The organism is Paenibacillus sp. 01T424, from assembly GCF_056398745.1.
Genome location: NZ_JBFTPZ010000014.1, coordinates 87,441 through 101,369 on the forward strand (window position 1 = coordinate 87,441; position 13,929 = coordinate 101,369).

The following is a 13,929-nucleotide window of genomic DNA, read 5'->3' on the forward strand; positions in this document are numbered from 1 at the left end:
CGAATGAAGGATATCATTTTAGGACGAAATCAGGATAGCAAAGTTAAAGAGCTGGATCTGAAGGAACTCCTGGGCAGAGAAATGATTAACGATTCGTTAATTGATGTGAAGAGTTATATTCAAGACAAAATCGTGCTTATTACGGGTGCAGGCGGATCAATTGGGGGCGAGCTCGTCAACCAGGTTGCGAAGTGTAATCCCAACAGCATCATATTGCTTGGGCACGGAGAAAATAGCATTCACCTTATCGAAGGTGTAATGAGAGAAAGATACCCGGATCTCCTCCTTCATAGCATCATTGCAGACATTCAGAATGCACCTGAGGTGGAATATGTATTCCGCCGGCATCAGCCTCATATTGTATTCCATGCTGCCGCCCATAAGCATGTCCCGTTAATGGAAAATAACGCTTCAGCAGCCGTCAGAAATAACATATTTGGCACGCTGAATGTTGTAGATAATGCGATCATGGCTGAAGTGCAGCGATTTGTATTCATCTCTACCGATAAAGCGGTGAGTCCAATTAATGTGATGGGAATGACGAAGCGAATGGCAGAAATGCTTGTGCAGTCCAAAGTAAAAAGCAGTGCTACGATCTTCTCGATTGTTCGATTCGGCAATGTACTGGAGAGCAGAGGCAGCGTAATCCCCATCTTCAAGAAACAAATCGCAGCAGGCGGGCCGGTAACGGTGACGCATCCGGATATGGTTCGTTTTTTTATGACGATACCAGAGGCGGTTCATTTGGTTATGCAAGCAGGCGCATTGTCAAACGGCGGGGAAATCTTCGTGCTCGACATGGGCAAGCCGGTGAAAATTGATGACCTTGCGAAAGCACTGATTCGTTTTGCCGGTTATAAGCCGGAGCAAGAAATGAAAATCAAATATACAGGCATGCGCCCTGGCGAGAAATTAGCAGAATCGCTATTTTACGAGAAGGAGAGCATACTGCCAAGTCTGCATCCCAGAATTTTTATAGCTTCGCCGCGAACACTCGATGAAGAGCAGCTGCGGTCGGATCTAAAGAGGCTGGAGTCGGCGATTGTTTTCGAGCAAGGTGAAATTAAAAATATTTTAGGGAAAATTTTGAAAAAGCATGGGTTAGATGAAGATGAGCACGGCGATGCAGAGTGATGCGAGCAATTGATGATTGTGTAAAAAAAGCACATGAAAGCAATCGATTGGCGCTTGCCATCATCGGATCTACCGCGAGGCATAACAACCCGCCGTTTATCATTGGACCTGCCAGAGAATCGCAGACTTTTGTAGCCTGTTTCTATATTGTTCCAGAGCGTGAGCATGTAAAGGCTATTTGTGAATACGCCGATGGTAAGGTCGATTACATTTTCATTGATGCCGAAGCTAAAAACGCGGAATCGGGTGATTTTCTGACTGTCGCCAAAGCGTGTGTGCTGCAGAGTGAGATAAAAGCCTATAAAGGAAACGATATTACCTCGCTGGCTTGTGATCTTCTAATCAACGAGCTGGTTCCAGAGCTTAAGCAAAAGAAGGTCTCGATTATTGGCGCGGGAAACTTAGGCTCAAAGCTTGCGTTGACGCTCGCCGAGCGAGGAGCTGACGTTTACATCAGCAGGCGAGATCAGCAGGGAGCAATCATTGCGCAAGCTTTGAATGCCATTCTTCCAAGGTACAGCACCGGGCGGATATACAATGAGAACAACATCGCGGAATCCGTCAAAAATGCTGATATTCTTATAGGATTTACGCAGAGGCTCCCTGTTATAGACGAGGCTGCGGTCACAACCCTAGCTAAGCATGCGCTTATTGTGGACGGCGGCATCGGAACGGTTAAGGAGGCTGCGATCGCAACAGCTAAGCGATTAGCGATAACCATTATTCGGCTCGATGTGCGCATTGCGTTTTCTTATGTCATTGATGCGATGTTGAATACGGAATATTTTATGAGGCATATCGCTGGAACAAGAGTCATAGATGGCAAAAGCTATGTGGCGGGAGGCATGATTGGCGAGAAAAACGATATCGTTGTCGCAGATATAAGAAAACCTTCAGAAATTGTAGGCATAGCCGATGGAAAGGGTGGTATGCTGCCTCCAGCCTCAAGCTGAATCGAGAGTGCTTACATGCAGAAAAACATGCATTCCATTGTGGCATTTCGCGCATCCCATTAGGGATGCTTTTTTATTATCGCTGTCGACTTTTCCGTCGTGCTAAAAAAGCGGTGGAAATTTCACTTTTTCATTGACCATGAGGTTAATATCACATAGAGTTAAGTTGTATTTCATTATAAAATGGACAACTTTATTCCAAATATGAGGTGGAAATCGGAACGATGATGAATATGTTTAGTCGCGCTACAATAACCATCCTTCTCCTAACCCTTCTATGGCCAGCGGCAGTATCAAACGCAGCAAGCAATCTGCTTAACAATGCCGGTTTTGAAAATGTTACGGAGGGAGCCCCTTCAGATTGGACGCATGATGCGTATTTGAAGGAAGAGCAAATTACTTCGTATACGATTGATAATACCGAAGCGCATACAGGAACCTATTCAGCCGTGCTTGAGAACAAGCAAGCTAATCACTCGCGGTGGACACAGACGATAAAAGTAAAACCAAAAACAACATATAAATTTTCTGGGTACGTGAAGACGGAACAAGTAGGCTTGGATGCAACAGGGGCTCTATTTTTCGTTGAAGGCGTAGCAGTAACTTATCCTGAAGTGAAGGATACAAATGGAAAATGGGCGTACATTGAGTTTTATGCGAAGACGGGCCAGGACCAGAAAAGTATTACGTTCAGCGCTAGTTTAGGCGGATACGGGAGCATTAATACCGGGAAAGCCTATTTTGATGACGTCAGTGTAGAGAAAGTATCTAAGGCGCCATCCGGTGCAGAGGTGTTCAGCTTAGTCCCTACGGAGACAAGCCAAGGAACTGAAGCATCGACTTCGGGCGGCTCAGTCCTTCCACTTATTTTGTTTGGTGCACTGTTCACCTTGTTTTTTGCACTTATTTATAAGAAGCTGTTTCGTGAGCGAAGCTGGCTTGACGAGAAACAACATTTACATAAAACCATTCTTGTATTCGTGTTCCTCGGCGCACTAATTTTGCGGCTTTGGATTGCTGTTTCAAGCAGTGGTTATGCGAATGATATCGCTTTGTTTATGGCTTGGGCTGACCAAGCTGCGAAGCAGGGGCTTTCTGGATTTTACCATTCGGGAATGTTTGTAGATTACCCTCCCGGCTATATTTATATTCTGTATGTATTAGGTTTAATAAAAGATATGCTGTCGCTAGATTCAGGATCAAATGCGGCATTGCTTCTATTTAAGCTCCCGGCGATTTTAGCCGATTTGGCTGCTGCTTATTTCATTGTCCAAATAGGCAATAAGAAAGCTGGCTATTCGATAGCGTTAGGATTAGCGCTTCTTTTCTTATTCAATCCAGCTATTATTGTGGATTCTGCCGCATGGGGGCAAGTGGATTCGATATTTGCGCTGGCACTCGTGCTGGCTATTCATGGACTGGTCGAAAATAAAATAGAGCGCGCTTCGGTTTTGTTTGCTATTGCAGCGCTTATTAAGCCGCAGGCATTTATATTCATGCCTGTGCTGCTGTTGTGGTTCGTATATCGCAAAGATTGGAAGAAGATTCCGGTCAGCGCATTTTACGGCTTCACTACGTTTATATTGCTCGCTTTGCCTTTCTTCTGGGGCAACAGCGGCTTGTCGGGCCTCATTAAGCTGTATTCAGGAACCTTGTCTTCTTATCCGTACGCGACGCTAAATGCATTCAACTTCTATGCGTTAAGCGATGCGAATTGGAAGCCGATTACGGATACGTGGCTGCTGTTTTCGTTCAAAAAATGGGGGAATATCTTCATTTTTGCAGCCGTAGCGATCTCCGCTTTTTTTGCACTGTTAAAGCGAGACAATGAATCGTCAAAGCGCTCTTATTTTATAGCGATGGTGCTTATCGTTGTCGTATTTATGGGTGTAACGAAGATGCATGAGCGTTATCTGTTTCCAGTAATGCTGCTTGGAATCTTTGCTTTTATACAATCGTTCGATCGCAGGATGTTGATGGTGTATTTCGGATTTAGCTTGACGAGCTTCATCAATATTGCTTATGTGCTTGACTACAGCAAGGTGAGCACGAACGTGCCTTTTAATGGAATTGTTTTATTGTGCTCGTTAGCAAATGTTGGATTGATGCTTTACTTGTTATATATCGGATATGATAATTATGCACGCGGAAGATTGAAGCCTATCGCCCCGCTGCTGGAGGAAGAACGCAAGCAGTCGGATCACAAGACACTAACAGCTTTCAAAGCTGAAGCGATCTCAAGAGTGAAGCAAGAGAATGAACGACTCGTGCGCAAGGATTGGATATGGATGGGTGCGATTACGCTAATTTATGCGGTCGTCGCGCTATTCCAACTTGGCGAGATGAAGGGGCCGACAACCGCATGGCAGCCTTCGTCCGTTGGTCAAAGCTTTTACGTTGATTTGGGCGAGGTTAAGCAGCTTGATCGCATCAACAGCTTTGGCGGAGTTGGAACAGGAAAATACAAATATGAATTTAGTCAAAATGGGACCGACTGGGACAATCTCATGGAAGTCGACAGCAGCCATGTTGCTGTATTTACTTGGAACAGTCAGCCCGCGGCGCTCGCAGCTCGGTATGTGAAGCTTACGACGGTTCAAACAGGCTTCTCCATGCATGAGATGGCTATTTACGAGCAAGGCAACCAAATACCGTTATCAATCGTCGGAATAAATGATGAGCAGGCGAAGGATGCCAAACGAGGCAGCGTACCTTTGCTCTTTGATGAACAGCAGCGCGCGAAGTATGAAGCGACTTATATGAACGGATCTTATTTTGATGAAATTTATCATGCCCGTACTGCTTATGAGCATATGGAGCATATTGTAGCTTACGAGAATACACATCCACCGCTTGGCAAAATTATAATTGCGATCGGTATTAAGCTGTTTGGGCTTAATCCGTTTGGCTGGCGCATTGCCGGCACGCTGTTTGGCATTGCAATGCTGCCGTTAATGTATGTATTCGCGAGAAGGCTGTTTAAAACGACTGTTTATGCTGGTGTGGCGACTGCGTTGCTAGCAGCAGATTTTATGCATTTTACGCAGACTAGAATTGCAACGATTGACGTTTACGGCGTGTTTTTCATTATGCTGATGTTTTATTTCATGCACAAATATTATTCCTTAAGCTTCTACAAGGTAAAGCTGAGTGTTACTTTGCTGCCGTTGTTTTTAGCCGGTCTCTTTTTTGGAATCGGAGTAGCTTCCAAATGGATTGTGCTCTATGGGGGCGCAGGCTTAGCTATTATGCTCGGTTTATCTTTATTTGATCGTTATAAGGAGTATGCAGCTGCCAAGCGAGTTCTGAAAGAGAACAAAAAAGAGTCTGGCTTTAGCCAAGACAAGCTGCAGCATATTATAAACGTATTTCCTCGTTATACGATCATAACGCTTGCTGTATGTCTCGTATTTTATATCGTTATACCGCTTGCGATTTATGCGTTATCCTACATTCCAGTACTGACTGTAATGGATGAAGGATATACCTTGAAAAGTCTAGTTGATTACCAGAAGCATATGTTCAGCTATCATAGCAAGCTGGTATCAACGCATCCATTCTCATCCTCATGGTGGGAGTGGCCGTTCATGAAGAGGCCGGTATGGTATTACTCAGGCGACAATATGGCAGCAGGTATGAAATCCACAATTGTAGCGATGGGCAATCCGCTTATTTGGTGGGCAGGCATTTTTGCGATGGCAGCGACGATATGGATGAGTATCAAACGGAAAGATAAAGCGATGTATACGATATGGATTGCGTTTCTAGCACAGTACGTGCCTTGGATGCTTGTAACAAGGCTTACGTTCCTTTATCACTATTTTGCAATGGTGCCGTTCATTATTCTGAGCTTGGTCTATATGTTTAAAATAATCGAAGAGAAACGGCCAAACTTTAAGCTGATTCGAAATGTTTTTGTGGCAGTAGCGATATTGTTATTTGTGATGTACTATCCTGCGCTATCCGGTATGACTGTAAAGACCTGGTATGTAGAGCATGTTCTACGCTGGTTCCCAAGCTGGTTATTTTAAAATATAAGAAAGTATATCGTTTTCTCATACTTATCTTATATTTCACCGTCAAGGCTACTTCAGCGTCTAAGGACGCCGAAGGCGTTTTTGCTTGAAGAAAGGGGTATCTGGATGAAACAATCGGCTGTAAAATACAGTATTATCGTTCCTATGTACAACGAAGAAGAGGTTATCGAGCATACGTACGAGCGGCTGAAGCTGGTCATGGACAGCACGAACGAGTGTTATGAGCTTATTTTCGTCAACGATGGAAGTAAAGATCGTACGGTCGAATTAATTTCCATGATCTGCGATTTCGATCCAAATGTCCGAATGATTAATTTTTCACGTAATTTTGGTCATCAAATCGCGATTTCAGCGGGGATGGATTATGCGCAGGGTGATGCGATCGTCGTCATTGATGCTGATCTACAAGATCCTCCAGAGGTCATTATCGATATGATCGCCAAATGGAAGGAAGGCTTTGAGGTTGTTTATGGCAAACGTCTTAAGCGTAAAGGCGAGACGATGTTCAAGAAAATAACCGCTAAGCTGTTTTATCGCACGCTGCGCAGCTTAACGAATGTGGATATTCCCGTAGATACGGGGGATTTCCGTTTGATCGACCGGAAGGTATGCGATGTGCTGCGCGGCTTGAAGGAAAAAAATCGGTTCGTTCGCGGCTTGGTTAGCTGGATCGGTTTCCGTCAGACGATGGTCGAATATGAACGGGAAGAACGTTTTGCAGGCGAAACCAAATATCCGCTGAAAAAAATGATATCTTTTGCCATAGACGGAATAACCTCCTTCTCTTATAAACCTTTGAAAATTGCCACCTATGTTGGCTTTACATTATCAATAACGAGCTTCTTGTATTTGTTAGTCGTTATATTCCAGAAGCTGTTTACGGGCACCACGATTGCTGGCTGGGCTTCCATTGTGGCAGTAAATCTATTGTTTAACGGCATTATATTGATGCTCTTAGGCATAATCGGGGAATATATTGGCCGGATTTATGAAGAATCCAAAAACCGCCCTTTATACATCGTTCGCGAAGCTCAGGGGTTTCCTGCGAAAGATGACAATCAATCCTCAGAGTCTGCTGAACAAGATCGGGTTAAAAAATATGTCTAACGCAACATCAAAACGAGCAGCTAGAGGATTCATCGCACAATTTGTAAAGTTCAATTTAGTTGGACTTCTTAATACGTTAATCGATTTTCTGATGTTTACACTCCTCATTTGGTTTGGTGCGTATTATTTACTTGCACAGGTGATTGCATACGGAGCTGGAATGATTAACAGCTATGTGCTAAATAGCCGATATACTTTTAGGAAGAGGGAAAATGAAGCTTCAAGCCCGCAGCAGCTAAATAGAGGTATGAGATTCATCGTATGGAACGGTATCATACTAGGTATTACTTTACTGCTGCTTATGGCCTTGAACGAGTGGTGGGGTTTGAATGAGGTCGTCTCAAAGCTGATTGTAACGGTGGTAACCGTTGCGCTTAACTTTTACGGAAGCAAGAAATGGGTTTTCGAGGCGAAAGGACCACAGACTGAGGCCAGCTAGCGGAAGGTGGGGAAAAATGAAAAGAATACTCTCTTATGCATTAGTGATTGTAGGTATTCTCATATTGCTCTATCCAAAAGCGAATGAATGGTACGAGAACCGTCAGCAGGATAAGCTGATGGCTACTTGGGATGAGGCGAGCTTTGATGTGAGCGCAGAGCAGCAAGCGCAGCAGCAATATGAGCATTTGACGGATCTCTTCAACGAGCAATCCGCAGCGACCGAGACGCCGATTCAATCGCCGACGGAAGCAGCTACACCAGAAGCAACCCCTACAGAGGCGCCAAAAGCACAGAAGATTGCCCCCATTGCAACGATTAAGATTGATAAAATAAAGCTTAAGCTGCCTGTCGTTGAGGGAGCCACCCAGAAGAATATGAAATCGGCTACAGCTCACTTAAAGGAAACAACAGCAATAGGCAAAGTCGGCAACGCAGCTATAGCCGGGCATCGGATGCGCTCTAAGGGAAGGCTGTTTAATCGGCTTGGGGAAGTTGAGGTCGGAGATAAAATCGTCGTGGATACAAAAGATGAAAGCTTCACATATACCGTTTATAAAGTATCCATTGTAGATCCGACTGATGTATCTGTTCTAAATTACAACAATAAAGATAAGCTGCTGACTTTGATCACCTGTGATCCCATAGTAAACCCCACGCATCGGCTCATCATTCATGCAAAAATATAATGGGCAGCAGAGCCCATTTTCCCTTCATAACAGCACCAATGGTATCGCCCCTTCATAGTATAAGTTGACTGTATCCCTTAACCTTGTTAAACCATAAAAACCCGCGCAAGGAGGGGTGACAAACATTGAAGGGTAGCGACCATAAGAGCAAGTTTTTATTGACGCATCGTGAACGCGAGGTATTCGAGCTGTTAGTACAGGACAAGACAACAAGAGATATTGCACAACAACTATTCATCAGCGAGAAGACCGTCCGCAACCATATTTCTAATGTCATGCAAAAGCTGAACGTAAAAGGTCGTTCACAAGCGGTTGTCGAGCTAATCAAGCTTGGTGAATTACAAATCTAACATAGCAACCTAATCGGACGGCACTGTGACAAGGTGCTGTCTTATTTTTTTAAATCGATTAATGGGCAATTATTGAAATTGATTATCTAATTATGGAAAATAAACCAGCTAGGAAAGAGGTATTTGTCGAATCTCGTCGAATAATTAGTAATATCATAAATCAAAGAAGGTATCGCTGTGTCGCTTTTACATGTAAAACAAGCTATCCAAAAGAGAAAAGTGAGCCTGACGACACTAATGATTGGTTTAGTCTCTGTTTCGGTTTTACTCATGTTAACCATTTTGCTTTTTGCATCCTACCAGTCCAAGAAACAAGCGTTGTATGAAACAACACTTACACTTAATCTTTCAACCGCATCAAAAATGAGCATGATAATGGATTTATTATTTGAGTCGATGCGAAGCAGTCTTAAAAACGCGGCAGACTTTTACTCTTTGAATAGTGATATGAAGCAATCAGATTCCGGAAAATATCTTGATCTCATTCGCAATAGCAGCAACTATTTTAATTCGATTGTCGTAGTTGATGAGAATGGTGTCATGCGCACACTGTCCCCTTCGTCGATTGGCAAGGCAGGCGAGCCTATAAAAACAGCCGCTGCGAAGGAAGCATTGGCATCACGAAAGCCATATTTGTCAAAGCCTTATACGAGCGCGACAACAAAAAATCTCATGGTGTTTATTAGTGAGCCTTTGTTTGATCAAAAGGGTGTATACCGGGGCTATATCGGTGGAAGCCTCTATTTGCAACAAAATAACGTTCTAAATATGATATTCGGTAATGATAACCTTGACCATAACGGTTCCTATTTCTATGTAGTAGGTTCAGATGGCCACTTGATGTACGATCCTGATAAAAGTCAGATTGGAAAGAATAGCACCTCGAATCTGATCGTTCAGAAGCTGATTAAGGGGCAGAGCGGTCAAGAGCTCGCCGTAGATGAAAATGGTGTGAAATGGCTTGCCGGTTACTCCTACGTCCCTGAGAATCAATGGGGGGTCGTTGTGCTTTCACCAATAAGCATAGTGAAGGAGCAGTTGAACAATCATATACAAGCGATCCTATTATACACGCTCATACCCTTTATTCTTTTGATGCTCGTGACGACCTTTCTTGCCCGCCGATTGGCTAAACCTTTTGTAACGCTTGCGAATATCGTCAGCAAAATGGGGAAAGAAGAAGTTCCCATACCCGCCATGAAGCATCATTGGAACAGAGAAGCCGATTTATTAACGAGCACGGTCATACTTGCTATGAACGGTATTAAAACGGAAACGGATCGGTTGACACAAGCGGCTATGACGGATGCTTTGACCGGATTAAATAATAGAAGAACGTTAGAAACGATTATGAAAAAATGGATAGAAGAAAAGAAACCTTACTCCATTGTCGTCCTGGATATTGATCGCTTTAAAACCATTAATGATACATATGGGCATCAGGAAGGTGACAGAGTGCTTCAGCATTTGGCAGACATTGTAAGGTTTTCTGTAACACCTGATGACCTTTGCAGCCGTTATGGAGGGGAAGAGTTCGTTGTCCTGCTGCCGAATGCCGCGCCGTATGTTGCCTTTGAAACTGCTGAGCGGATTCGTACAACGATGGCGAGCAGCGAAAATCATCTCAAGCAGATGGTTACCGTTTCGCTTGGCGTAGCTCAGTTTCCTTCCCATGCACAAACAGCAGATGAATTATTTTCACTTGCAGATCAAGCTCTCTATAAGGCCAAGCACGCTGGAAGAAACCAGACGGTAATGGCTGACTAGTATGCTGCCTCTGAAATTTCTGATTATTATCAATTATTGATGTACTGAAAAGGAATAAGCTAATGAAACCAGACCTAGTGTATACAAAAAAAAGAATGATTTATTTTATCGTTTTATCCATTGCAATCATAAGTATGCTTGTTGGACTTAAACTCATCTCCACCTATCACTATACAACGAAGTCAGCGGAGATCACGCTGGCGAAGCAGTATACGGAAATCGCTACGGATGCAGCAAATGGTTTAGATAAAGTTGCTTATAAGCAATTTCTACTAACCAAAACGGATGATGAGAATCGCAAAAAAATAAAGCTGTATTTAGAGGAGTATCGGAAACGTATAAATGCGCTCTATATCTATATTCTGCTTTTAGATGATACCGATGTTTCCAAAGTAATGGTTAACGCATTTCCGCCTCATATAAAAGATATACCGATTGGTTTTCCTTGTACCGTTCCTACTAATCAAGTGGAGATGGCTAAAAAAGGGTTAAAATATTCCACAGGAGTGTTACATGATAGGATAAGCGAATCCTATATGTCCGTCGGGGTTCCATTCTTTGATGAGGATGGCACGGTGCTTGGTGTTGTGGGGATCGATATCGCTGCAAAGGATTTAGGCCATGTGGGCAAGTATGTTGTCCAAAATAATATGTTTATTTTCGGAGTGGATGTCCTGTTTGCTTTATTGCTGCTCGCTGGTGTATATGTGCTTAATAAATGGTACAAAGCCAGGCTTCATCAGGACATGCGTGAATCTGAGAAGGTATACATTTCCGAGTTGGGCAAAATTGTAGAGACCATCAAATCAAGTCGTCATGATCTCATGAATCATCTCCAGGTGTTGAATGGATTAATGGACATCCGAAGGTATGATAAGGCACATGATTATTTAAAACAGCTAACCGAGGAATCCAAAACGTTAAACCTATCGCTGCATATAAAAAATCCGATTTTAATGGTGCTGTTCCAGAGCAAGAGGGAGCTGGCGCATTCGAAAAATATAATCATCAGCTTCGCTACAGATTATGATGCATTCGATAAAATAGAGTCGATGGACTTAGTCAAATTATTTTCTAATTTGTTGGATAATGCGATTGAAGCGGTGGAATCAAATGCTGGGTATATATCGCAGGAGATTCAAGTGCAATGTAAAGTGGAACATGGAAAATATATATTTATAATCGAGAATCCAGCCGTGCTTACGGATGAGGAGCAAAAGTGTTTCTTCCAATATGGTTTTACTACGAAAGCGAAGGGTTCTGTTTTACGAGGAAACGGTCTCTCTATAGTAAGGAGAACGGTGGAGAAATATAAGGGTGAGCTTAAATTTCAATATGAAGAAGGCAAGGTTCGTATTCAAATCCGAATCTAAATAAAAGAGGCTGTACCGCATTCTGATGCAGTACAGCCTCTTTTGCTGAAATTTTATGTTAATCCAGAAACATGCTGCTCCACATAGCCTTTAACCTCTTCAGCTGAGCTTAGTGCCAGAACGGCCTGAGCTATCTGCTTCATTTCCTGCTGAGATAGATTTGCGAGCAAAGCGCGAGCAGGAAGTATTGCACTTGCGCTCATACTAAACTCGTCTAAACCTAGACCGAGCAGAATCGGCAGTGCATGCTTCGAGCCCGCCATTTCACCGCACATCCCCACCCATTTGCCATGAGCATGAGCGGCTGTAATAACACGATTAATGAGCTGTAAAATAGCTGGATGAAGCGGATCGTTTAGATAGGAAAGCTTAGGATTCATACGATCTGCAGCAAATGTGTACTGAACTAAATCGTTTGTTCCGATACTGAAGAAATCAACTTCCTTGGCGAATAAATCCGCTAGCAGAGCCGCTGCTGGAATTTCGATCATGATGCCGGCTTCGATCCCAGAGTTAAAGGGAATACCTGCTTCGGTCAGTTCCTGCTTTGTTTCTTCCAGCATAGCTTTAGCTTGGCGCCATTCACCCAGTGTAGCAATCATAGGGAACATAATTTTTAAGTTGCCGTATGCGCTGGCCCGCAAAATCGCCCGAAGTTGTGTCTTGAACATATCCGGTCGATCCAAGCAGATGCGAATGGCACGGTAACCAAGGAATGGGTTGTCTTCTTTAGGCAGGTTGAGGTATGCAATTTCCTTGTCTCCGCCAATATCTATCGTTCGGATGACGATAGGCGCATCGTTTCCAAACGCTTTTGCTGCTTTGCGATAAGCTTCAAACTGTGTATCCTCGGAGGGCAGCCCAGCTGCGTCCATATATAGAAACTCGGTACGAAAGAGTCCGATGCCTTCAGCTCCTGCCGCAGCGGCAAGCTCGGCATCCTTAACTAAGCCGATATTTGCTACAAGTTCAACCTGTACGCCATCGCTGCTTACGGAAGGCTGATTCATAAAGGTTTGATAAAATTGCTTGCTTTCAAGCTGCTGCTTCTGCAATTGTGAATATCGAGTTAATGTTTCATTATCCGGGTCCACGAAAATATGCCCATCTGTCCCGTCAATGATGACGGTTTGGCCGTTTTTCACTGCCTGCTCCATGGAGCTGCCGATTCCGACAATGGCAGGAATGCCGATAGACCTTGCAATAATGGCAGAGTGGGAAGTGCGTCCGCCTGCTTGCGTTGCGAAGCCAATCACTTTGCTTGGATCGAGCTGAGCCGTATCCGAAGGTGTTAAATCTTCTGCAAACAGAATGATAGAACCTGATTCATCATTCAAAGAAGTTGATGAAATGCCTTGCAGCTTGTTCAATACACGTAGGCTTACGTCACGAATATCGGCTGCTCTTTCCTTCAAATAGGGATCATCCAGCCCGCCAATCATTTCTGCAATCTCTTCAGAGGTGTTGAAAAAGGCGAATTCAACATTAATCCGTTCGGATCTGACGATCTCTTTCGAGCGGTCGATGAGTTCTTCATCCTCGAGCAGCATCAGATGCGCTTCAAATATTTCTGCCTCATGCTGTTTGTTCTGAGCAATCAGCTTGGCGTGGATGGCTTCAAGCTCTTCATGAGTTGAAGCAATTGCAGCTTCAAAACGTTTAATTTCATCGTCCAATCGATTGTCTTCCAAGTGAACCTTCTCGATCTGGAGAGGTTTTGTAGACAATACTTTAGCTACGCCGATCGCATATCCAGGAGATGCGGCAATTCCTTGAAGCATCATCTCTTATTGCCCCTTTTCTGCATGCGCCTCAATAGAGACAAGAATCTCTCCAATAGCAGCTACAACAGCCTCAGCGTGCTCACCATCAGCAGAAACGGCAATGCTGTCTCCAAGTTTTGCCCCAACGGAAATGACATGAACTAGACTTTTGGCATTGAAGCTTTTGCCATCCTTCTCTAGTGTAACTGTTCCTGTGAATGCCTTTGCTGCTTCAACGATCTTGCGTGCTGGTCTTGCATGTATGCCAAATGGATTTTGTATAACAAAGCTGTTTTTCATCGTTTTTCACTCCTAATA

Annotated in this window: 11 protein-coding genes; 9 read left to right on the forward strand and 2 right to left on the reverse strand. The window is 43.7% G+C overall.

What is annotated here, in order from left to right:
* Window positions 1-3 precede the first annotated feature (3 nt).
* The 9 genes from AC1DPK_RS13430 (at window position 4) to AC1DPK_RS13470 (ending at window position 11,848) form a co-directional block, all read left to right on the forward strand.
* A complete protein-coding gene (locus tag AC1DPK_RS13430) occupies window positions 4-1,134 on the forward strand; it encodes a UDP-N-acetylglucosamine 4,6-dehydratase family protein (protein WP_477510639.1) in 1,131 nt (376 codons plus the stop codon).
* On the forward strand, window positions 1,134-2,087 hold the full coding sequence (locus AC1DPK_RS13435; protein ID WP_477510619.1) for an NAD(P)-binding domain-containing protein: 954 nt from the start codon (window positions 1,134-1,136) through the stop codon (window positions 2,085-2,087). The genes AC1DPK_RS13430 and AC1DPK_RS13435 overlap by 1 nt, the downstream gene beginning before the upstream one ends.
* A gap of 224 nt (window positions 2,088-2,311) precedes the next feature.
* On the forward strand, window positions 2,312-6,118 hold the full coding sequence (locus AC1DPK_RS13440; RefSeq protein ID WP_477510620.1) for a phospholipid carrier-dependent glycosyltransferase: 3,807 nt from the start codon (window positions 2,312-2,314) through the stop codon (window positions 6,116-6,118).
* Between the two features lie 111 nt (window positions 6,119-6,229).
* Window positions 6,230-7,231 carry a glycosyltransferase family 2 protein gene (locus tag AC1DPK_RS13445; protein ID WP_477510621.1) on the forward strand — a complete coding sequence of 334 codons (1,002 nt, stop codon included), beginning with the start codon at window positions 6,230-6,232 and terminating at the stop codon, window positions 7,229-7,231.
* The gene (locus AC1DPK_RS13450; protein ID WP_339204032.1) at window positions 7,224-7,670 is read left to right on the forward strand and encodes a GtrA family protein; all 447 of its coding nucleotides are present in this window, start codon (window positions 7,224-7,226) and stop codon (window positions 7,668-7,670) included. The genes AC1DPK_RS13445 and AC1DPK_RS13450 overlap by 8 nt, the downstream gene beginning before the upstream one ends.
* A 16-nt stretch (window positions 7,671-7,686) precedes the next feature.
* Window positions 7,687-8,358 (forward strand): class D sortase, encoded by a 672-nt coding sequence (locus AC1DPK_RS13455; RefSeq protein WP_477510622.1) that lies wholly within the window; start codon window positions 7,687-7,689, stop codon window positions 8,356-8,358.
* A 125-nt stretch (window positions 8,359-8,483) separates the two neighbouring features.
* Window positions 8,484-8,708 carry a helix-turn-helix domain-containing protein gene (locus tag AC1DPK_RS13460; RefSeq protein WP_006040330.1) on the forward strand — a complete coding sequence of 75 codons (225 nt, stop codon included), beginning with the start codon at window positions 8,484-8,486 and terminating at the stop codon, window positions 8,706-8,708.
* Between the two features lie 177 nt (window positions 8,709-8,885).
* The gene (locus tag AC1DPK_RS13465) at window positions 8,886-10,475 is read left to right on the forward strand and encodes a sensor domain-containing diguanylate cyclase (RefSeq protein WP_477510623.1); all 1,590 of its coding nucleotides are present in this window, start codon (window positions 8,886-8,888) and stop codon (window positions 10,473-10,475) included.
* A 62-nt stretch (window positions 10,476-10,537) separates the two neighbouring features.
* Window positions 10,538-11,848 (forward strand): GHKL domain-containing protein, encoded by a 1,311-nt coding sequence (locus AC1DPK_RS13470; RefSeq protein WP_477510624.1) that lies wholly within the window; start codon window positions 10,538-10,540, stop codon window positions 11,846-11,848.
* 53 nt (window positions 11,849-11,901) lie between these two features.
* Here AC1DPK_RS13470 and ptsP read toward each other — a convergent pair whose 3' ends face one another.
* Window positions 11,902-13,632, reverse strand: coding sequence for a phosphoenolpyruvate--protein phosphotransferase (gene ptsP / locus AC1DPK_RS13475; RefSeq protein WP_477510625.1), 1,731 nt, complete (start codon window positions 13,630-13,632; stop codon window positions 11,902-11,904).
* Between the two features lie 3 nt (window positions 13,633-13,635).
* Complete coding sequence (locus AC1DPK_RS13480; RefSeq protein ID WP_477510626.1) at window positions 13,636-13,911, reverse strand: HPr family phosphocarrier protein; 276 nt, start codon at window positions 13,909-13,911, stop codon at window positions 13,636-13,638.
* Window positions 13,912-13,929 lie beyond the last annotated feature (18 nt).